Annotated in this window: 20 protein-coding genes; 10 read left to right on the top strand and 10 right to left on the bottom strand. The window is 61.0% G+C overall.

Annotated features, from left to right (window positions below; genetic code table 11):
- Positions 1-36 precede the first annotated feature (36 nt).
- Positions 37-534, top strand: a complete 498-nt coding sequence (locus tag A7J50_RS12675) for an AAA family ATPase (RefSeq protein ID WP_064452099.1) — start codon at positions 37-39, stop codon at positions 532-534.
- On the opposite strand, the gene A7J50_RS12670 is transcribed toward A7J50_RS12675, so the two are convergent.
- A complete protein-coding gene (locus tag A7J50_RS12670; RefSeq protein WP_064452098.1) occupies positions 531-2117 on the bottom strand; it encodes a L,D-transpeptidase family protein in 1587 nt (528 codons plus the stop codon). The two genes, A7J50_RS12675 and A7J50_RS12670, sit on opposite strands and share 4 nt — an antisense overlap.
- A 40-nt stretch (positions 2118-2157) precedes the next feature.
- Here A7J50_RS12670 and A7J50_RS12665 point away from each other — a divergent pair, with 40 nt between their 5' ends.
- Entirely contained in the window at positions 2158-2871 is a 714-nt protein-coding gene (locus tag A7J50_RS12665) for a murein L,D-transpeptidase catalytic domain family protein (protein ID WP_064452097.1), read from the top strand.
- 30 nt (positions 2872-2901) lie between these two features.
- Positions 2902-3648, top strand: coding sequence for a creatininase family protein (locus A7J50_RS12660; protein WP_064452096.1), 747 nt, complete (start codon positions 2902-2904; stop codon positions 3646-3648).
- Between the two features lie 66 nt (positions 3649-3714).
- On the opposite strand, the gene A7J50_RS12655 is transcribed toward A7J50_RS12660, so the two are convergent.
- Complete coding sequence (locus A7J50_RS12655) at positions 3715-4056, bottom strand: hypothetical protein (protein ID WP_064452095.1); 342 nt, start codon at positions 4054-4056, stop codon at positions 3715-3717.
- A 45-nt stretch (positions 4057-4101) separates the two neighbouring features.
- Positions 4102-4746 (bottom strand): hypothetical protein, encoded by a 645-nt coding sequence (locus A7J50_RS12650; RefSeq protein ID WP_064452094.1) that lies wholly within the window; start codon positions 4744-4746, stop codon positions 4102-4104.
- 143 nt (positions 4747-4889) lie between these two features.
- Here A7J50_RS12650 and A7J50_RS12645 point away from each other — a divergent pair, with 143 nt between their 5' ends.
- Complete coding sequence (locus A7J50_RS12645) at positions 4890-5165, top strand: hypothetical protein (protein ID WP_064452093.1); 276 nt, start codon at positions 4890-4892, stop codon at positions 5163-5165.
- On the opposite strand, the gene yfcF is transcribed toward A7J50_RS12645, so the two are convergent.
- On the bottom strand, positions 5140-5772 hold the full coding sequence (yfcF, locus tag A7J50_RS12640; RefSeq protein ID WP_064452092.1) for a glutathione transferase: 633 nt from the start codon (positions 5770-5772) through the stop codon (positions 5140-5142). The genes A7J50_RS12645 and yfcF overlap by 26 nt on opposite strands.
- Positions 5773-5948: 176 nt before the next feature.
- Between yfcF and A7J50_RS12635 the strand changes: the two genes are divergently transcribed.
- Positions 5949-7388, top strand: coding sequence for a hypothetical protein (locus A7J50_RS12635; protein WP_064452091.1), 1440 nt, complete (start codon positions 5949-5951; stop codon positions 7386-7388).
- Here A7J50_RS12635 and A7J50_RS12630 read toward each other — a convergent pair.
- On the bottom strand, positions 7385-7927 hold the full coding sequence (locus A7J50_RS12630; protein ID WP_064454922.1) for a DUF924 family protein: 543 nt from the start codon (positions 7925-7927) through the stop codon (positions 7385-7387). The genes A7J50_RS12635 and A7J50_RS12630 overlap by 4 nt on opposite strands.
- 128 nt (positions 7928-8055) lie before the next feature.
- Here A7J50_RS12630 and A7J50_RS31610 point away from each other — a divergent pair, with 128 nt between their 5' ends.
- A complete protein-coding gene (locus A7J50_RS31610; RefSeq protein WP_167353693.1) occupies positions 8056-8211 on the top strand; it encodes a hypothetical protein in 156 nt (51 codons plus the stop codon).
- A 28-nt stretch (positions 8212-8239) separates the two neighbouring features.
- Here the strand turns inward: A7J50_RS31610 and metE are convergent, their stop codons facing one another.
- From metE to A7J50_RS12615, 3 genes are all read right to left on the bottom strand, one after another.
- Positions 8240-10528, bottom strand: a complete 2289-nt coding sequence (gene metE, locus A7J50_RS12625; protein WP_064452090.1) for a 5-methyltetrahydropteroyltriglutamate--homocysteine S-methyltransferase — start codon at positions 10526-10528, stop codon at positions 8240-8242.
- Between the two features lie 103 nt (positions 10529-10631).
- The gene (locus tag A7J50_RS12620; RefSeq protein WP_064452089.1) at positions 10632-11231 is read right to left on the bottom strand and encodes a LysE family translocator; all 600 of its coding nucleotides are present in this window, start codon (positions 11229-11231) and stop codon (positions 10632-10634) included.
- 72 nt (positions 11232-11303) lie between these two features.
- Entirely contained in the window at positions 11304-12179 is an 876-nt protein-coding gene (locus A7J50_RS12615; RefSeq protein ID WP_064452088.1) for a LysR substrate-binding domain-containing protein, read from the bottom strand.
- A 116-nt stretch (positions 12180-12295) separates the two neighbouring features.
- Between A7J50_RS12615 and A7J50_RS12610 the strand changes: the two genes are divergently transcribed.
- From A7J50_RS12610 to A7J50_RS30630, 4 genes are all read left to right on the top strand, one after another.
- The gene (locus A7J50_RS12610) at positions 12296-13585 is read left to right on the top strand and encodes an NAD(P)/FAD-dependent oxidoreductase (RefSeq protein WP_064454921.1); all 1290 of its coding nucleotides are present in this window, start codon (positions 12296-12298) and stop codon (positions 13583-13585) included.
- A 19-nt stretch (positions 13586-13604) separates the two neighbouring features.
- Complete coding sequence (locus A7J50_RS12605) at positions 13605-14693, top strand: polyamine ABC transporter substrate-binding protein (protein ID WP_064452087.1); 1089 nt, start codon at positions 13605-13607, stop codon at positions 14691-14693.
- 75 nt (positions 14694-14768) lie between these two features.
- The gene (locus A7J50_RS12600) at positions 14769-16412 is read left to right on the top strand and encodes a sensor domain-containing diguanylate cyclase (protein ID WP_064452086.1); all 1644 of its coding nucleotides are present in this window, start codon (positions 14769-14771) and stop codon (positions 16410-16412) included.
- A 94-nt stretch (positions 16413-16506) separates the two neighbouring features.
- Positions 16507-16989 (top strand): GNAT family N-acetyltransferase, encoded by a 483-nt coding sequence (locus A7J50_RS30630; protein ID WP_082895874.1) that lies wholly within the window; start codon positions 16507-16509, stop codon positions 16987-16989.
- Between the two features lie 19 nt (positions 16990-17008).
- On the opposite strand, the gene A7J50_RS12590 is transcribed toward A7J50_RS30630, so the two are convergent.
- Together A7J50_RS12590 and A7J50_RS12585 are read right to left on the bottom strand one after the other, a co-directional pair.
- Positions 17009-18328 carry an OprD family porin gene (locus A7J50_RS12590; protein ID WP_064452084.1) on the bottom strand — a complete coding sequence of 440 codons (1320 nt, stop codon included), beginning with the start codon at positions 18326-18328 and terminating at the stop codon, positions 17009-17011.
- Between the two features lie 137 nt (positions 18329-18465).
- Positions 18466-19299: a phosphodiesterase gene (locus tag A7J50_RS12585; protein ID WP_064452083.1), complete on the bottom strand. Its 834-nt coding sequence runs from the start codon at positions 19297-19299 to the stop codon at positions 18466-18468.
- Between the last annotated feature and the right edge of the window lie 7 nt (positions 19300-19306).

The following is a 19306-nucleotide window of genomic DNA, read 5'->3' as shown; positions in this document are numbered from 1 at the left end:
CTAGACTGGCCGGGTTCTCTCTTCAAAGGATGGACCATGCTAATTGTATTCAGCGGCCTGCCTGGCACCGGCAAAACCACGATTGCCCGTGAACTGGCGCGGCGCACCCGCGCGGTGTACCTGCGCATCGATGTGATCGAGCAGGCGCTGCGGGAGTCGGCGGTACTGGCCGGCGATGTCGGCGCCAGCGGCTACAGCGTGGCGAATGCGCTGGCGCTGAGCAATTTGCGCTTGGGGCAGACGGTGATTGCGGACGGCGTGAACCCGGTCAAGGAAAGCCGGGATGCGTGGAAAGCCGTGGCGGCGGCAGCCGATGTTGAGTGGGTGAATATCCAGGTGGTGTGTTCTGATCAACACGAACACCAACGCCGGGTGGAAAGCCGCGCTGGGGATATTCCCGGGCTGGTACCTCCCACTTGGCAATCCGTCTCAGCGCATGAGTACGAGGCCTGGGAAGAACAGCCGTTGACGCTCGACACCGCGCTGATGACAGCGGATCAGGCTGTCACCCGGATCTTGGCGCATATTGCTTAGAGCAATGCCCCCATTGCCTTCATCAACACCGGGTCACGCCCATAAATATCCGGCGCGTACAGCAGCCCGCCCTGGCGGTCGACCTCCACTGTCCAGTAACCCAACAGCACCGGCACGGGCGTGGCCAGCCGGAATTCATGGGTCACGCCGGTAGCCAGCAACTCATCGGTGCGCGTGCGTTCGGCCGGGGTTACCAGTAAGTCGCGCAGCAGCATGGGCTGCTCAACCCGCACACACCCCGAACTGAACGCGCGCGGGCCTTTGGTGAACAATGGCTGGCTCGGCGTGTCATGCAGGTAGACCGAGTACGGGTTGGGAAAGCGCATCACGATCTTGCCCAGCGGGTTGCGCGGGCCGGCTTCCTGGCGCAGGAGAATATTGCCGGGGCGCGACCAATCCACCTGGTCGGCCGTGAGTGGGTGACCTTGGGCATCGAGCACTTGCAGGTTTTGTTGGCGCAGGTATTCGGGGTTGAGGCGGATGGCCGGGAGCTTGTCCTCACGCATGATGGTAGGCGGGATGGTCCAGGTGGGGTTGAGCGTCAGCCGGGTAATCCGTGACTTGAGCAACGGCGTCTGACGCTCGGCCCGCCCGACTTGCAAGCGGGTTTGCCACACCGGGATACCGCTCTGATAAACGCTCAGTTGTGCGGCCGCGACGTTGACCACCACCCCTTCGGGCTCCAGGTCCTGGGCCAGCCAACGGAAACGTTCGAGGTTGATGCGCAGCTGGTCGCGGCGCATCGCCGGGCTGATGTTGAGCTCGGCCACGGTGCCGGCACCAATCACACCGTCTGCCTGCAACGAGTGGCTGAGCTGGAAGGCCTTGACCGCCTTGACCAGCTCGTCACGGTATTGCGTGCCGTTGCCGGCTGGCACTTTGGCCAGGTACCCGCCGTTGTAAAGACGCCGCGCCAGTTCGGGCACACGCGGGTCTTCCATGCCGGGACGCAGCAACGGGCCGCCGGCGACCGGGTCCCAATGGGGCAAAGGTTGCAGGCGCACGGTGGCATACGTACTGCGCAAACTGCGGTAGAGATCGGCGCTGGGGCGCGCCTGGTCAAACGCCTGGGCCAGGTCGTGCAGGCCAGTCGCGGCGAAGGCCAGCACTTCGGCATTGGGGTCATGGAGCGGTGGTTGGGAATGCCACAGTGGCTCGAATCGCGACTGCTGCAAACGCCCGTAGTGCAAGTCCTGCAGGGCTTGCAGGTATTGCTGGCTGGTGCCGATGTCGCTGCACAGCACGTTGGCCGTGGCGTCTGTTGCGGGCAGGCTATAGTGGGTGGGGTCCAGGCCATCGTCAGCCAGCATCCGCAATTGGGCTTGCAAGGCTTGGCGGCGATCATCGGCTGACCACAGCGGACTATCACCCTGCTGCTGGTAAAACGCTTGCAGGCGCAATTGGGCCGCTGCGTCTATTTGTGGGGCAAGGCCTGGGCACACGCTGGGTAACTGCGCGAGGGCCTGTTGCATCGGGCTGATTGAAACGGGCGGCACAGCGTCCACCGGCAGCTCATCAGCTGTCGCGACCAGTGGTGCAACGAGCAGGCAAATGCTCAAGTAACATGCGTGTTTTTTGAACAATTGACTTAACTCCAACCCACAGCGGGGGGATGTACTGTAGATGCTGACTTTTATAGGCCGCTTCGGTTTAATCACCGTGACCCTGGCTACGCTGAGCAATGTTGCGCTCGCCGCCAATCCCACGTCTCCTTCTTTGTATAGCAGCCTGGCGCGCTCGGCTCCAGAACTCAATCCCACCGTACTGAAAAGCGCCTTGAGCGCGGTGCAGTGCGCAGTCAATAACGGCGAGGAACGCTCGGATCGCCTGGCCGTTATTGACTACTCCCAGCCCTCTACCGCTCGTCGGCTATGGATCTTCGATTTACGCAAAAAAACCCTGGTACTGCGCGATCTGGTGGCTCACGGCGCCAAATCCGGGGAAAACTTCGCCACCCAGTTCTCTAACCTCGAAGGCAGCCACCAATCCAGCCTGGGCTTGTTCCGCACCCAGGAAAGTTACCTCGGCGCCCACGGTTACTCGTTGCGCATGGACGGCCTGGAGCCGGGTTTCAATGACCAGGCCCGCGACCGCGCGCTGGTGATTCATGCCGCCGACTACGTCAACTCGGCGTGGAGCAAGCGCGAAGGCCGTATCGGCCGCAGCCAGGGTTGCCCGGCCGTGCGCCCGCAGGTGGCGCGCCAGGTGGTAGACAAACTCAAGGATGGGCAGTTCATGTTCTCCTGGTACCCGGACCAGCGCTGGTTGAAGTCGTCGACCTACCTCAACTGCAAGCCCCAACAAGTGGCGAGTAGTCGTACAATCCGTGGTGGTTAGCCTGTCCCCACCGATAAAAGAGAGCGTCGCATGCTTCTACATAAATCCACCTGGATCGAGATCGGCCAGTTTCTGGAGCGCAGCCGCACGGTGGTGATCCCCATCGGCTCCAACGAGCAGCACGGCCCCACCGGCCTGTTGGGCACTGACTGGATGTGCCCGGAGATCATCGCCCATGAGGCGCAGCAGAATGCCGACATCCTGATCGCCCCGACCTTCAATATCGGCATGGCCCAGCACCACCTGGGCTTTCCCGGCACCATTTCCCTGCGCCCGTCCACGTTTATTGCCGCGATTGGCGACTGGGTTCGGTCGCTGGCCGGGCACGGTTTCGAGAAGATCCTGTTTCTGAACGGCCACGGCGGCAACATCGCCACCATCGAGGCCGCCTTTTCCGAGCTGTACGCCGAAGCCAGCTATGCCCGCCGCCCGGCCGGGTTCGCGCTGAAACTGGTGAACTGGTGGGATCTGGAAGGCGTCAATGACCTGGCCCACCGCCAATTCCCGGTAGGCCACGGCAGCCATGCCACGCCGTCGGAGATTGCGGTGACGCAGTGGGCCTACCCGGAATCGATCAAGTCCGCCGAGTATTCCCCGCAAATCGCCAACACCGGCCCGATTCGCGAAGCGCTGGACTTCCGCGCACGCTTCCCCGATGGTCGCATGGGCTCGGACCCGGCCCTGGCGACGGTGGAAAAAGGCGGTGAGTTGGTGGCGTTGGCGGCTCAAGGGCTGGTCAAGGTTGTCGACAGCTTCAGCAGCGAAGCAAAACCTTAGGCCGAGCGCAAAAAAATGTGGGGGCGGGCTTGCCCGCTCCCACACTGGGTTCTGTGGGGTGTGGCGTTACTTGCAGTCCTGCGCCGCCAACTCAAGCCGCGACGGCTTGAGCGCCGAAGCCAGCGGCTTGCGCTCGTACACGAACACCTTGCTGCCCTCTTGGGACTTGTAGGCTTCCAACACATCATCAGCCGCAAATTTGCTGGTCAACACGACTTTGGCGTGGCGCGAATTCTGGGTCACGGTCGAGGTGATGCCGTATTTTTCAAGCTTGGGCAAGACGCACTGCAGATAGCCTTCAGGGTTCTTATCGGTTTGCAACGTCAAGGTCGGAGCATTGGGAGCGGTGATACAACCGGTCAGCAACAAGGAAGCAAAAGCCAGGGCCGGGACGAAAAAAGAGCGCATAAACATTCCTGAAAATAACCAATAGGGTTCACATCAATCCACGCGTCAACCTGCGCGAACCAGGGCCTTGAGCGACACATCAAACTGCTTCAAGGCGTCAAGCTGTACATCACGCTGCTGTTCAATCTGCGCGGCTATCTCGGGCGCCGCCTTGTCCAGCACCCACACCGACGGCACCTGCTTGAGCACCGAGCCTTCGGCCTTGGCGATGTATTGCAGGTTCGCATCATAAAACCGCGCCACAAAACGCGCTTCGACCACGTCGTTGCGCTGGGTCAGCAGTTGGTTATGGGTATCGAGCACCACCACCACGTCCGGGTGAGCCTGCACCAGCTCATCCAGGCTGCTATAGACAGTCACGATACGAAAAGTGCCCTGCAGCGAGCTCATCAACCAATCAATCGCCAATTCCGGGTCGGAACTGGTGACGAACGCCTCGCGGATACGCCCGTCGAGGGCATCCTTGGCGCCGTTCATGGCCATGGCGTGGTAGCGTTCAAGGTAGTTGAGGTTGTCGCGGGTGTTTTCGCTGTACAACACACCCACCGATTGCGCGTGCTGCAGGGAGTCTACGCTACCGACGAGTGGCAGCAAATGGCCCGCATGCACATCATCGGCAATGGCCGGGTTGGCCAGCAGCGCTGTGCCGAGCATCAGCATGATTAAACCCAACTGGATCATCGTCCTCATCGCGCATTTCCTTGAACAGCGTCTCGATGGCGTGATTGTCCGCTTTTCGCGTAAAAACAGAACTTGCGTTCCTTGATGGTGACTATCATTTGAACCGATAGTGTCGCCTACTCCGACCGCTCTAAAACTATAAGGACCACGCCATGAAGCCCCACCAGAAAACCTTCGACCGCATCCGCGACGCCGTACTGCCGGAGTTTCGCGAGCGGGTCGCCGATTACCTGGTCGATTATGAACACGTGTTGCAGGACGAAGCGGCGGACGCCGAAAAGCGCTATGCCAGCGCCCAGCAACTGCGCGGTTACCTGCGCGGCTTGAACACGACGCGGGTGCTGGGCATGGCGGATTGGGAAGACCTGGACCGGCGCGTGACCCAGGAATGGCAAGAAACCGCTACAGCGCCGGGCGTTGCAGGTTGACCCATTCCTGCACCGATGGCCGCTGCCACTGGTGCCGGGCGTAGGCGACCAGCTCGTCAGGCACGCTGTCACCGCCCAGGATCAAGCGATTGAGCATCACGGCCAAGTCCACGTCAGCAATGGACCACGCGCCGAACAGGTTCGTCGGGTTGCCCGCCAACAGCGCCTGCGCCGCATCGATCAACTTGCGCGCCGCCGCTTGCGCCGCGGGCGACAACGGCGGGGCCTTTTGCCCGTAAAACACCACCAAGGTCGAGCGCTCCTGGCGAATCGGCAACAGGTCGCTGCGCAACCACGCCTGGACCTGTCGCGCCCTCGCCCGCTGTCTTGGATCTGCCGGGTACACCGCTGTTTCAGGGTAGGCCTGATCCAGGTACTCACAGATCGCCGAAGACTCCGACAGCGCGAAGTCTCCCTCCACTAACGTCGGTACGCGTTGGGTCATCGACAGCCGGGCAAACTCCGCGGTCTGGTTGTGCGCCGCTTCAAGATCAAGGCTGACGGTCTCGAAGGCCAGGCCCTTTTCCCGCAGGGTGACGAACACCGACATCGCGTAAGGGCTGGTGAACATTGAATCAACGTAAAGGCGCAGCGGGCCATGGCTCATGAGCAATCTCCTGGGGTGAGCCCTCACGCTACGAGATCTGCGCCGATAAAGACAATGCAGGGATTTTATGGGGGCATTCCTGGCGGGAATAGCAGCAATGATGGCAAGATCATAGCGATTAGCTACTCTGCGAAATCGGCCCTGCCTTTCGTAGTTCTTCAAGGAATGATCAGCTTATGAAACAAGCAGTTGTCGTCATCCACGGCATCGGCGAACAGCGCCCGATGGACACTTTACGCGGCTTCGTGGAAGCCATGATCCCGACGGACACGCCCGGCGGCACTCCGTTCTACTGGAGCAAGCCGGACCGGCTCTCGCGCAATTTCGACCTGCGTGTTCTGAAGTCGTCGGGGCGCACCAGCACGGATTTCTACGAGTATTACTGGGCTCACAAGATGCAAGGCACCAAGGTCGGCCATCTGCTGGGCTGGCTGTGGGATATTTTCAAGCGCCCGCGCCGCGACATTCCCGACGCCATCGTGCCGATCTGGCGCACCACCCGCTGGACGGTGATGGTGCTCTTGCTGCTGGTCGCTACCGGCACCCTGGCCACGGCCTGGGGCCAGTTCGATCACAGCGACAACCCCTTCGCACTGGTTCCACTGCTGGTCGGCGCCATCGGCCTGGGGTTGCGCTATTCCGCGCTGTCCTATTTGGGTGACGCGGCCCGCTACCTCAGCCCCAACCCGCAGAACGTAGTGGTGCGCGAACAGATCCGTGCCGATGGCGTGGAGTTGCTGCGCGCCCTGCACAAAAAGGGCGACTATGACCGCATCATCGTCGTCGGCCACAGCTTGGGCAGTGTGATTGCCTACGATATCGTCGGCTACCTGTGGCATGAACATCACGACCAACTGACCCAAGTCATCCCCAGCAACCGCGAGCTGGCCAGCCGTTATGCCGACCACGCAGCCCTGCAACCGGTGATCAAGGAAGCGCTGCCCAACGCCGGCGCGGCCCTCGACGGCAGCCTGGGCCGTACTTTGAGTTTTCGCGAGCAGCAGGCCGAAGCGTTTATCGAGCAGCGCGGCCTGGGCAACCCGTGGCGCATCACCGACCTGGTCACCGTCGGCAGCCCGATGGCGCATGCCAGCCTGCTGCTGGGCCGCAGTGTGAGTGACTTCAAAAAACGCATTGAGCGCCGCGAAGCCCCGGCCTGCCCGCCCACCGAGGACACCAAGGGCTACGGCTACAACGCCCGCCAGCCAGTGATGCTCGGCCAAAAACCGTTCACCCCGCAGTACCTGCATCATGCAGCGGTATTTGCCGTGACGCGCTGGACCAATCTCTACTTCCCGGCGCCCTTCGGCCTGTTTGGTGATGTCGTCGGCGGCCCGGTCAAGCCAGTGATGGGCGCAGGCGTGCTGGACCTGCCGGTAACCGTGGGCAAATGGAAAGGCTGGCTCGCCCGCTCCTGGCTGAGCCACACCCATTACTGGAGCGAGCGCGGCGGCGCCCAGGGCTACCTCGGCACGCTGGGCGAGGATGACAACGCAATCAGCCACGGCCCGCGTCCTTCGGCCACCGAAGCGTTGCGCTGGGCGGTCGACCTCAAGGGCCTGCGGCGCTTTCGTCCAGCGCCCGCCAAGGTACCCCTGGCGCAGGCCGAAGCCTAGCCTGCGAAGCCGCCGGCCTGGAGAAATGCCTGTTCCTGTGGCGTGGTTACCCTGGCCAGCACCGCATTGCGATGGGGGAAACGCCCGAACCGTTGGATGATGTTCGCGTGCTCATTGGCCCAGTGGCGGGTGCTGGCATCCAGGTGCTGGTTCAACGCCACCGAACGCTGCTGATCCGCCGGGTCTTCCGAATGCTCAAACGGCAAATAACAGAACGCGCGTAGTTCGGGCTCGACAAGCTGGTCGAGCCCGCCCTCGACCATGCGGTGTGCGTACAAACGCGCCAGCGGGTCGGTGGCAAACATATGCGCGGTACCGCGAAACGCATTGCGTGGGTATTGATCCAGCAGGATCAGCAACGCCAGCGCGCCATGGGCTGAACCCAGCCAGCCTTCCAACTCGCGCCGTGCCGCCTGCATGTGGGTCGCGTGAAACCCGTCGCGAAAGGCCGCGTCAAATTCGTCGTCCTTGGCGAACCAGCGCTTGGGCCCGGCCTGCTTCCAGAACTGAATCACCGCCTCGATAGACTGCCCATTCATGCCTGCCATCTTTCTCTCCACTCAACCTGCCTATTTCATTATCGACGCCGACAGAATCGATTAAGTTTCTCAACCTGAAGCCTTAACCGCTTCGAAACGACCGCGCCACTGCCCATAGGGTGTACCTGATGATCCACCGTCTTGCCCAGGTTTTCAGTGATTCCAATAGCCATGTGCGTGCCAAACTGTTTGGCATCTACGGGATCTTTATCGCCAGTTGGGCCCTCTCGGTGATGCTGTATCGCTGGAAGGGGTTTGACCGCATCGAGGTCAACCCCAAGTAAGGTTGGCCCCGTCGGTCAGAGGTTTAGATCACGCCAGTTCAGCGCGTAGTTGACGCGCCGCCGCGACCATGTGGATCAGCGCCGCTTCAGTCTCCGGCCAGGCACGGGTCTTCAAACCGCAATCCGGGTTGACCCACAGACGCTCGGCCGGAATCCGTTTGGCCGCCTTGCGCAGCAAGTTAACCATTTGTGCAACATCCGGCACGCGTGGCGAGTGGATGTCGTAGACACCCGGGCCGATTTCGTTCGGGTAAGCGAAGGCTTCGAACGCGTCCAGCAACTCCATGTCCGAGCGCGACGTCTCGATGGTGATGACGTCGGCATCCATGGCCGCAATGGACTCGATCACATCGTTGAACTCGCTGTAGCACATGTGGGTGTGGATCTGGGTTTCATCGCGCACCCCGCAGGCGCACAGACGGAACACTTCGGTCGCCCAGTCCAGGTAGTGCTGCCACTGCGCCTGGCGCAACGGCAGCCCTTCACGGAACGCGGCTTCGTCGATTTGGACGATCTTGATGCCGGCGGCTTCCAGGTCGACCACCTCGTCACGGATGGCCAAGGCCAGTTGACGCGCCTGCACTTCGCGGCTCACGTCTTCCCGTGGGAAAGACCACATCAGCAAGGTCACCGGGCCGGTCAGCATGCCCTTCATGACCTTGCTGGTCAGGCCCTGGGCGTAGCGGATCCACTCCACCGTCATGGCTTTGGGGCGGCTCAGGTCGCCGAAGATCACCGCCGGTTTCACGCAGCGCGAACCGTAGCTCTGGACCCAGCCGAAGCGGGTGAACACGTAGCCGTCCAGTTGCTCGGCGAAGTATTCAACCATGTCGTTGCGCTCGGCTTCACCGTGCACCAGCACATCCAGGCCCAGGTTTTCCTGCACTTCAACGGCGTGTTTGATCTCGCTGTGCATGGCTTCGACGTATTCGGCTTCACTCAGCTTGCCGGTTTTGAAGGACTGGCGCGCCAGGCGGATCGAGGCGGTTTGCGGGAATGAACCGATGGTGGTGGTCGGGAACAGCGGCAGGTTCAGGCCGGCACGCTGTTTGTTGATACGCTGCGCGAACAGCGACTGGCGCTGCGTGTCCTTGGCGGTGATTGCCGCCACACGGGCTTGCACGGCCGGCTTGTGAATGCGTGGCGAAGCGGCGCGGGCCGCTTGTACCGCGCGGCTTTGCGCCAGGGCGGCGAGCACGTTCGGTGCTTCGGGCTCAGTGACAGCCTGGGCCAGCACCGCGACTTCCGAGCACTTCTGCAGGGCGAACGCCAACCAGCTTTTCAGTTCGGCATCCAGCGTGTCTTCACGGTTCAAGTCAACCGGGCTGTGCAGCAGCGAGCAGGACGGTGCCACCCACAGGCGATCACCCAATTTCTCATGCGCGTGTTGCAAAGTCGCCAGGGCTTTTTCCAGGTCGCAACGCCAGACGTTACGGCCGTTGACGACCCCCAACGACAACACTTTATAAGCCGGCAAGCGGTCGAGGATCGTCGGGTATTGGTCCGGCGCACGCACCAGGTCGATGTGCAGGCCGTCGACCGGCAGGTTAGCGGCCAGGCCCAGGTTCTCTTCGAGGCCGCCGAAGTAAGTGGCCACCAGCTTTTTCAGCGGGTCACGCTGGATCAGGTTGTAGGCACGCTCAAAAGCGTTTTTCCACGCTTGTGGCAGGTCCAGCACCAGGATTGGCTCGTCAATCTGCACCCACTCAACGCCCAGGTCAGCCAGGCGCTGGAAGATCTGGCCGTACAGCGGCAGCAGGCGCTCGAGCAGGTCGAGCTTGTCGAAGTCGCCGCCCTTGGCCTTGCCCAGCCACAGGTAAGTCAGCGGGCCGATGACGACCGGCTTGACGGTGTGGCCCAGGTCACGGGCTTCCTGCACTTCTTCAAACAACTCATCCCAACCCAGGTGGAACTGCTGATCGGCGCTGAATTCGGGTACCAGATAGTGGTAGTTGGTGTCGAACCACTTGGTCATTTCCTGAGCGTGGGCACCGCCGCAGCAGCTGTCACTGACGCCACGGGCCATGCCGAACAGGGTATGCAACGTGGCTTTGCCATCCGCCGGGCGGAAACGCTCAGGGATCACGCCGAACATCAGCGAATGTGTCAGTACCTGGTCATACCAGGCGAAGTCACCGGCGGGCAGCAATTCGATACCGGCCTTTTTCTGCAGGTCCCAGTGGGTCTTGCGCAGGTCACGGCCGACGGCACGCAGGCCCGCTTCGTCGAGTTCACCCTTCCAAAACGCTTCCTGCGCTTTTTTCAGTTCACGATCGCGTCCAATGCGCGGAAATCCAAGGGAATGAGCGACTGCCATGACATACAACTCCAACGTAGGTATTTATGGCAGCCATTGTCGACAGATGCTGATAGTGAGACAAACTCATTTTATTTCAGACGAACACAAGATTTGCTCATGTTTAAATCAGGTGCAGGTAGAACGCGTGAAACATGAAATACGCACACGCGGCCAGTGCTATCCCCATGCAGCGGTTGAAGACGGTAAACGCCGACGTCCCGCTGATTCGCCGTCCCAGCACCGCCCCAAGCAACGCGTAGACCCAAGGCGCGCCGAACGCACCGCACGCCAGTAATGCCGACACTCCAGCAATGGACGCACCGCTGATATGCGCCGCCGGCAACATCACGCTGGTGATCGGCAGTACCGCCATGATGCCTTTGGGATTAAGCAACTGAATCACCAGGCCGTTCCAGAACGTGAGGGTTTTGCCCGGTTCACGGGAAGCGTCCTCGACAACCGTGCGCGCGGTGAACACCTGATAGGCCAGATACAGTGTGTAAACGCCGCCGACCAGCGAGATATACGGTAGTGCCGCTTGGGAAATGATCGCCTCGCCGGTGTAACCAAACAGTACGAACAGCAACAGCATCGCGCAGCCTACGCCGATGAAGAAACCGGTGGAGCGGCGGAATTTGCCGGTGAGCCCGGCATTCAAGCCCATGAAATTTACCGGACCCGGGCTGTACATGACGCTGAAGGCGTAGAGAAAGATGTCCATGGAGAACCTGCCGTAGAAGAAGTGCGGCGAGTCTACCGAGGCGGTTTGCGCTGAATCTTGTACGTTTGTGGTTCACCGCTGCGCCTGTCGTGCAAACCACTCCATGACCACTGCACAACCGGGGTGAGACGCCGCCATGGGTTGCAGGCACAGCGCATACACCCCGCCGGTCTCCAAAGGTTCGCCCAACGGCACCACCAGCACGCCCCGCTCGATGGATTCGACGGCCAGCGTCAGGTCGGTCATCGCCACACCCAACCCACGGGCGGCGGCGTCCAGCGCCAGTTCATCGAGGTTAAACGGAATATGGCGGTAGTCCTCCAGCGCGCCGGCGCCGTTGGCGGCCAGCCACACGCGCCAGTCCTGCTTGTCCACCGAACGGTGCAGCAGCGCCATGTGGCGCAGGTCGTCCAGTGTGGTCAGCGGCCCCAGCCCGGGAGCGCACACCGGCACCAATTTTTCCTCGAACAACGTCAGGCTCGCCGGATCGCTCGGCGGCTTGGGCAGGTACTGGATGTAAGCATCACTGTCGCCGGCAGGCTCGACCGCTTCGGTGGCGACGGTCTCGATGGCCAGCGAAATGTCCGGGTGCAGCCGATAGAAATCACTCAGCTTCGGCAGCAGCCAACGCACGGCCAGCGACACGTGCAGGCGAATCCGAAACGGGCGTTTCTGCGGCGAAATCCGGTCCTCCAGCACCTTGAGCTGCGCGAGGATACTGCGAGCACATGCCAGCACTTGCTCGCCTTCGACAGTAACGCGCAGGCTGCGACTGGTGCGGGTGAACAGCGCCACGCCGAAATGGCTTTCCAATTGCTGGATTTGGCGACTGACCGCGCTTTGGGTCAGGCACAGCGTATGCGCGGCCTGAGTGAAGCTGGCGCTGTCACTGACTTCCACCAGCGCCTGCAGGCCTTGCAAGGACGGCACGTGACGAATCTTATCCATGCGCTTTCCGAATAACTGGATGATTTTATAACGTTGGTTGTATCACCCAACCCCCTATAAATTCCAGCCATCGACTTAAATCATCCATGCAATCAACGCATGCAGCCGAGGCAAACGTGGACAATACCTGTGGCTGGATAGCCCAAACCGCCCCCCTACCCGCCCGCGACGCCTTGAAGGGCGCGCAACAGGCCGATTGGCTGGTGATCGGCGCCGGCATCACCGGGCTGTGTGCCGCCCACAGCCTCGCGGCCCTGCACCCTGAAGCACGCATCGTGATCGTCGACCGTCAATACGCCGCCCAAGGCGCCTCGGCGCGGAACTCGGGGTTTGTGGTGGCCCATGAACACCCGGCTGAAAACGAGTTGTTGGGCCGCCCAGGGTTCGCAGGATTCGAGGTGGACACTGCCATCTCTCGGGCCGCCAGCGACGAGGTGCGCCAGCGCATCACACGCCATGGCATCGACTGCGACTTTCGCGACAATGGCTACTTCTTTGCCGTGCATGACGCCGACAAACTCAACCAGGTCGACGACAAACTTGCCACCCTGCACGCCCTCGGTGCCTCTGCACAAGGCCTGCAAGGTGACGCACTGCACCAGAAGCTCGGCACCGCGCATTACCAGGCCGGAATCTGGTGCGGCAACGGCAACGCCCTGCTGCAACCGGCCAAATATGTGAAGGGTTTGCTGGCGGCGTTACCTGCATCGGTCAGTCTGTTTGAAAACACCGATATCACCGGTATGGAACGCATGAGCAACGGCGCCATTCGCGCGACCAGCCGGGCCGGGAGTATCGAAGCACGGCACGTGCTGGTGTGCCTGAACGCCTTTATCCCCCGCGTCGGCCTGGACCACAGCGCCACCTTCCCCATGGAACTGAGCGCGAGCCTCACCCGCCCGCTGACGGAAAAAGAATGCGCCGCCGAACCCTGGGGCGTGCTGTCAACGCGGCCACTCGGCGCCACCGTGCGTTTGACGCCGGACCGGCGCGTGATGATCCGCAACACGGCCGAGTACCGCACGCGTGACTTGTCCAATGGCGACTTACTGCAACGGCGCCACCACCATGTGCGTGGCTTGCAACGACGCTTCCCGTGGCTCACCGAGCAAGACATCCACTACACCTGGACCGGCCACCTCAGCGCGTCGCGGTCCGGCCAGCCTTACTTCGCCAAGGTCGAAAACAACCTGTTTGCCATCGCCGGCTGCAACGGTTCCGGCGTGGCGCGCGGCACGTTGTGGGGGCGACTGATGGCGGAGTGGGCATCGGGCGCAAGCTCACCCTTGCTGCAATCGGTCATACAGCGTGCGCAGCCCGGCTGGCTGCCGCCCCGCCCGCTGTTTGACCTCGGTGCCCTGCTGCGCATGCGTATTGAAGCGGTACGTGCCCGTTCCGAAATCTAAAACAAAAAAGGTGAATGCAATGCACATCAAGCAATTGTCCGTGGCCGTGATGTTCGGTGCGTTTTCGGCGGCCGGCTATGCCGCCGAAGAGGTCAATATCTCCAACTGGAACGGCTATATCGCCGACGACACCCTCACCCGCTTTACCCAGGCCACCGGTATCAAGGCCACCTACGACATTCATGACAGCAACGAAGTGCTCGAATCCAAGTTGATGACCGGCAATACCGGCTATGACGTGGTCAGCCCTTCCAACCATTTCCTGTCGAGGTTGATCAAGGCCGCAGCGATCCAGAAGCTGGACCGCAGCCAGTTACCCAACTGGAAAAACCTCGACCCGCTGCTGATGAAAAAACTTGAGGTCAACGACCCGGGCAACCAGTACGGTTTCCCGTATATGTGGGGCACCGCCGGCATCGGCTACAACGTCGAGAAGATCAAGGCGATCTTTGGCAACACCGACGTCACCCACTCGTGGAAGATGTTTTTTGATGTCGACACGATCAAAAAACTCAGCACCTGCGGGGTAGCGATCATCGACAACCCCACGCAGATACTGCCCATCACCCTCAACTACCTCGGGCTGCCCCACCACAGCCATGAACCCGGCGACTATAAACAGGCCGAGCAGGCATTGTTAAAGATCCGTCCTTACATCCAGTACTTCCACGCCTCCAAGTACATCAGCGACCTGGCCAACGGCAATATCTGCGCGGTGATCGGTTTCAACGGCGACATCGTGCAAGCGGCCACCAGCGCGAAGGAAGCCAAAAACGGTATCGAGATCGCCTACTCCATCCCTGAGGAAGGCTCGACGCTCTGGATGGACATGGTGGTGATGCCCAAAGCCGCCCCCCATGAAAAGAACGCCTACACTTATATGAATTATCTGCTCGACCCCAAGGTGATCGCCAACATCAGCAACAGCATCCACTACGCCAACCCCAATAGCGCGGCAGATGAATTTCTGACGCCTGCGGTGAAGCAGGACCTGGCGATCTATCCGCCGAAAGGTGTGATGGACAAGTTGTTTATCGTCGAAGACTTGCCCCCGGCGATTGCACGATTGGCTACGCGTTTGTGGACCAAATTGAAGACCAACACATAAGCGCATCCACCGCTGGTCGTAACCCTTGCATTGGGCATAACATGAGTCAAAACAAACACTAAAAAATGAGCCCCCATGATCAAAGCCAGCCTGCGCAGTCATCTGACCCTTTGGTTTGCCGGCTTGTCATTGCTCACGCTGCTCAGCGTGGGCTTCTATGTCGGTCAAATCGCCACAGAGCAGATGAAGCAGGCCAGTGGCAATACGCTGCTCAGCACGGCCCGCTCGACGGCCGCGCTATTGGCTGTGCAACTGCGCGAACGCCAGCTGGAAGTGTCGTTGTTGAGTAAGGCACCGATCATGCGCAGGGGCAACCTGGACGCGCCGGATATCCTGACCTTGATGGAGCTGCGCACCCAATCGCGCGCGGAGTATGCGTGGATGGGCGTTGCAGACGCCGACGGGCGTGTGCGACAGGCGGTCAACGGGCTGCTGGTCAATCAATCGGTGCAACAGCGGCCGTGGTTTCAGGCAGGCATGCACGCCGAGTACACCGGCGACCCCCACGAAGCCGTCTTGCTCGCCAAGCTACTACCCGGTGCTGCGAATGGCGAGCCGCTGCGCTTTATCGATTTCGCTGCGCCGATTCGCAATGCTGAAGGTGAAACGATAGCCGTGCTGGGCGCCCATGCCCACTGGAGCTGGGTTACCCAGATCGTCGATTCCGCCGTGATGCAAAAGGATGCCATCCCCGATATCGAGGCGCTGATTGTCGACGTCGATGGCAAGGTGCTTTACCCCGAATTGCTCGCAGGCGAGCACATGCCGCCCGACTCATTGCTCACGACCTCCGGCTGGTCCACGGGCAACGGCTATGTCACCGCCTCGGTCGCGGTCCCAAGCCCGACGAATGCCAAAATGACCTGGTACATCATGGTGCGCCAACCGTTGGACGTCGCGCTGCAACCGGCGCACACCCTGCTCTACAAATTGCTGCTACTGGGGTTACTCGCAGCAATTATCTTCGTACTTGCCGCTTACTACATCGCATCATCACTCAGCCGTCCCATCGAGCGCCTGGCCAAGTCAGCCAAGCAAGTGCAGGACCAACAGCCCGGCGCCGTCTTCCCGCAGGAACATTCGGTGCTGGAAATCGCCCAACTGGGCCGGTCCATCAGCAGCATGACCCAATCGCTGCTCGCCAAAGAGCGCGAACTGCAGGAAGCCAACGCCTCCCTGGAGGCCACGGTCGCCCAGCGCACCGCCGACCTCACCCAAGCCAATGCCGACCTCTTGAGCCTGGCCACACACGACGCGCTCACCGGTGTCTACAACCGCCGCCGCTTCGATGAGAAACTCGCCGAGAACAGCCTGCTGTTCCAACGCACCGGCCGCACCTTCGCCCTGCTGCTGATCGACGCAGACTACTTCAAGCGCGTCAACGACACCTACGGCCACGCGGTAGGCGATGACGTGTTATGCCAACTGGCGACGCTGATCGAGAGCAACACCCGCGCCACCGACTTTGTCGCGCGCTACGGCGGTGAAGAATTCGCGGTATTGCTGCCGGAAGTTGAAGAGCCCGACAGCCCGGACGTCGTCGCCGAGAAAATCCGGGCCGCCGTGGCTGCGGCGAAATTTCCGTCGGTGGGCCAAGTCACAGTGAGTATTGGCGTGAGCATCGCCCAGCCTTCGGACCGGGATTCTTTAGCCCTGCTCAAGCGCGCGGATATGCAGCTGTATGAGGCCAAGGCTGCGGGCAGAAATCGGGTGGCGTGAACGGGAATAATCAATCCACTGTGGCGAGCGGTTGACTCACCACAGTTTCCTGTTGCGCTGAGCCCAAGGCCGTCTGATTTAGCGGGGAATATGAGTGATACAGGCCAGCGAAGACGTTGCGATACACACGCTGGGCGAACTCCCCCAGCAGATCCACGTACTGGAAGCGCAGGCCGTTGCCGAAGGTTTCCGGTTCCTGACGCGGCTTATCACCGAATGGGAAAACCGCTCCAATCGATTTGATCAACCCGGTGAGTGCCTGTTGGGCGTCTTTCGTCACGGCCAGTTGATTGCCGTCGGCGGCATGTCCTGCGACCCATACGCCGGCCCGGGAATCGGTCGACTGCGCCGGGTATACGTGGCGCCCGCGATGCGAGGCCGTCGTATCGCAAAGGCCCTGGTAGAACAGCTGCTGGACGACGCAGCGGTTCATTTTCAGGCCGTGCGCCTGTTCACCGATACACCAAAGGCCACGCAGTTTTATCTGCGCTGCGGTTTTCAACCCATCGAGGATGACAAGGCGACGCACGTAAAATCACTCACGCCCTTGAAAGCACGCGCCTCAAAAGAGCCTTGAGGCGCGGTGCGTCTGTCACCTACATCAACGGAATCGAATAACTCACAAACACCCGATTCTGATCCTGGTCGCGCGCCACGTCGCTGCGCGACATACCATTGCGCCAGCCGAACCCGACGTTCTTGAATGTACCGCTTTGCACCACGTAATCCAGGGAGATATCCCGCTCCCACTCGCTGGCATTGTTGCCGGTGGTGGTGAGGATATGGTCGCCCTTCAAATACATCACCGACGCCTTCAGGCCTGGCAGGCCCAGCGCGACGAAGTCGTAGGCATATTGCGCGAAGGCAGTACGCTCACCGGCCTGGATGAAGGTCTGCACCGTACGGTCGGTGTACAGGTACAGGCTGGAACCACCCTCCCCTTTGTTCACCAGGCCACCCTGGTTGAGTTGGGCAAAGTTGCTGTCGTCGGAGACTTGCTGGTAACCGGCGGTGATCGCATGGGGCCCCAGGGAGTAAATGAAGGCGGCACTCCAGGTGTTGTTGTCGATTTCGCCGTCGCCGTTCTTGGTATAGCCGCCGAACTTATAACCTTCGGCGCGCCCGGCAGCGCTGCTGTTTTTGCCGTCGGAGGTGGTCTTGAAGTAACGCAGGTCGGTTTTCAGTGAGCCGTAGTCGCCCAGCGGCAACACATGGATCAAACCGGCGAAGTGCTGTTGGTAATAGTCTTCGAGGTTGGCGTAGTAATACTGGACCAGCAGGTCCTTGTTCACTTGGTAGTCGGCACCGGCGTAGTTGAATTTATTGCTTTCCCGAGTGCCGCCCGCCGCTGCCAGGCCGCTGCTGTCGCTGGAGCCACGGCCGGTGGTGTGTTGCAGTTGACCGCCGATCAGGGTCAGGTTGTCGATGTCTTTACTGGTGACCTGCCCACCTTCGAAGGATTGCGGTAACAGGCGGCCATCGTTGCTCACCAGGATCGGCAGGTTCGGGCGCAGGTAGCCGTAGCGCAACTCGGTCTTGGCGAAACGCGCCTTGGCCGTCGCGCCAGCACGTGCCCAGCTGTCCGCCGCTTTGCCGTCATCGTTGGGGATCATCGAGCTGCCCACGTGGCGGCCGGCACCGCTGTCGAGGGTCACGCCGAGCATGCCGACGGCGTCAAGGCCAAAGCCGACGGTGCCTTCGGTAAAGCCCGACTGGTAGTTGAGGATAAACGCCTGGCCCCACTCTTCGGTCTTCGACGGGGCGGCGGCGCCGTCACGGTTGTCGTTATTGAAGTAGAAGTTGCGCATGCTCAAGTTGGCTTTACTGTCGCTCAGGAAATCAGCGCTCGCCAAAGGGCTCAGGGCAATGCCCAGACCGCCGGTCAATACGCTTAATACATTCAACGTGGCTTTCATCAGGACGAACTCCGGCGCGGAATCCAGGTTCCGGGCGCAAAAAAAGGCAGCAGGAAGCACGCGGCCCCACTTGAGTGGGCCGGTGCACTAACGAGCGTTTAAGTACTTAGTTGAGTGAAGTGAACCTCCGTAAAACCTCAGTCAATCAATCCATGAGCGTCATAAAACGGATACGGCCCCGGGTAATCCCCGAACACGCCGTTGTGGCTGATCAACCCCTGCTGTTCATCCCAGCGGTGCAGCAGGTAACCCGCCGGCTCCAGGTTGAAATGCGCGGGCGCGGCGTCTTGCAGGTCGAGCACGATCTGGTGGGAAGTGCCGGGGCACACACAACTCAAGCTACCGCCAAAACGCCGTTGCATGGGCCGATGTAAATGCCCGCACAACAGGCGCTCCACCTGAGGGTGGCGGGCAACGACGCGCTCCAAAGCGGCGGCGTTGATAAAGGCTTCGCGGTCCATATGGCCAATGCCGCTCATAAACGGCGGGTGATGCAGGATCAGCAAGGTCGGTGCAGCGGGGCGCAGCGCCAACTGTTCGTCGAGCCACTGCAACTGGCTGTCCAGCAACTGGCCGCCATGGCCACCGGGAATGGTCGAGTCGAGGCCGATCAGACGCAGCGGATGTTCGTCCACTACCCAATCCAAAGGGCCCTCTGCCGAAGCGGGTAAATAACCATGATCGCGGAAGGCATCCAGCAACGGACCGCGCGTGTCATGGTTGCCGGGCACCAGGTAGCAAGGCATCTGCAGGCGCGCCAGCTCAGGGTGCAGCACGGCGTATTCGTCGGCGCGACCGAAGTCCACCAGATCGCCGCTGACCACCACAATATCGGGCCTGGGGTAGCTGGCGTTCAGATGGTCGACGGCACGGCGCAGCGCGCCCAGGGTATCGACAACGTCATAGGTCAAGCGATTGCCGGCTTTAAGGTGCAAATCGCTGATCTGCGCAACAACAAACGGACGGTTCAAAATAAGC

The sequence above is a fragment of the Pseudomonas antarctica genome (assembly GCF_001647715.1).
Lineage (GTDB): Bacteria > Pseudomonadota > Gammaproteobacteria > Pseudomonadales > Pseudomonadaceae > Aquipseudomonas > Aquipseudomonas antarctica_A.
Note: the sequence above shows the minus strand (reverse complement) of the source record. Positions and strands in the feature narration are given on the sequence as shown.

Bases quoted from the DNA above. Each gene is read 5' to 3' on its own strand.
- A7J50_RS12630 (WP_064454922.1), bottom strand. From the start codon at position 7,927: ATGAATGGGCAGTCTATCGAGGCGGTGATTCAGTTCTGGAAGCAGGCC.
- A7J50_RS12665 (WP_064452097.1), top strand. From the start codon at position 2,158: ATGCTGACTTTTATAGGCCGCTTCGGTTTAATCACCGTGACCCTGGCT.
- metE (WP_064452090.1), bottom strand. From the start codon at position 10,528: ATGGCAGTCGCTCATTCCCTTGGATTTCCGCGCATTGGACGCGATCGT.
- yfcF (WP_064452092.1), bottom strand. From the start codon at position 5,772: ATGAGCCATGGCCCGCTGCGCCTTTACGTTGATTCAATGTTCACCAGC.
- A7J50_RS12590 (WP_064452084.1), bottom strand. From the start codon at position 18,328: ATGAAAGCCACGTTGAATGTATTAAGCGTATTGACCGGCGGTCTGGGC.
- A7J50_RS12620 (WP_064452089.1), bottom strand. From the start codon at position 11,231: ATGGACATCTTTCTCTACGCCTTCAGCGTCATGTACAGCCCGGGTCCG.
- A7J50_RS12660 (WP_064452096.1), top strand. From the start codon at position 2,902: ATGCTTCTACATAAATCCACCTGGATCGAGATCGGCCAGTTTCTGGAG.
- A7J50_RS12635 (WP_064452091.1), top strand. From the start codon at position 5,949: ATGAAACAAGCAGTTGTCGTCATCCACGGCATCGGCGAACAGCGCCCG.
- A7J50_RS12645 (WP_064452093.1), top strand. From the start codon at position 4,890: ATGAAGCCCCACCAGAAAACCTTCGACCGCATCCGCGACGCCGTACTG.
- A7J50_RS12605 (WP_064452087.1), top strand. From the start codon at position 13,605: ATGCACATCAAGCAATTGTCCGTGGCCGTGATGTTCGGTGCGTTTTCG.
- A7J50_RS12675 (WP_064452099.1), top strand. From the start codon at position 37: ATGCTAATTGTATTCAGCGGCCTGCCTGGCACCGGCAAAACCACGATT.
- A7J50_RS12615 (WP_064452088.1), bottom strand. From the start codon at position 12,179: ATGGATAAGATTCGTCACGTGCCGTCCTTGCAAGGCCTGCAGGCGCTG.
- A7J50_RS12600 (WP_064452086.1), top strand. From the start codon at position 14,769: ATGATCAAAGCCAGCCTGCGCAGTCATCTGACCCTTTGGTTTGCCGGC.
- A7J50_RS31610 (WP_167353693.1), top strand. From the start codon at position 8,056: ATGATCCACCGTCTTGCCCAGGTTTTCAGTGATTCCAATAGCCATGTG.
- A7J50_RS12655 (WP_064452095.1), bottom strand. From the start codon at position 4,056: ATGCGCTCTTTTTTCGTCCCGGCCCTGGCTTTTGCTTCCTTGTTGCTG.
- A7J50_RS12650 (WP_064452094.1), bottom strand. From the start codon at position 4,746: ATGAGGACGATGATCCAGTTGGGTTTAATCATGCTGATGCTCGGCACA.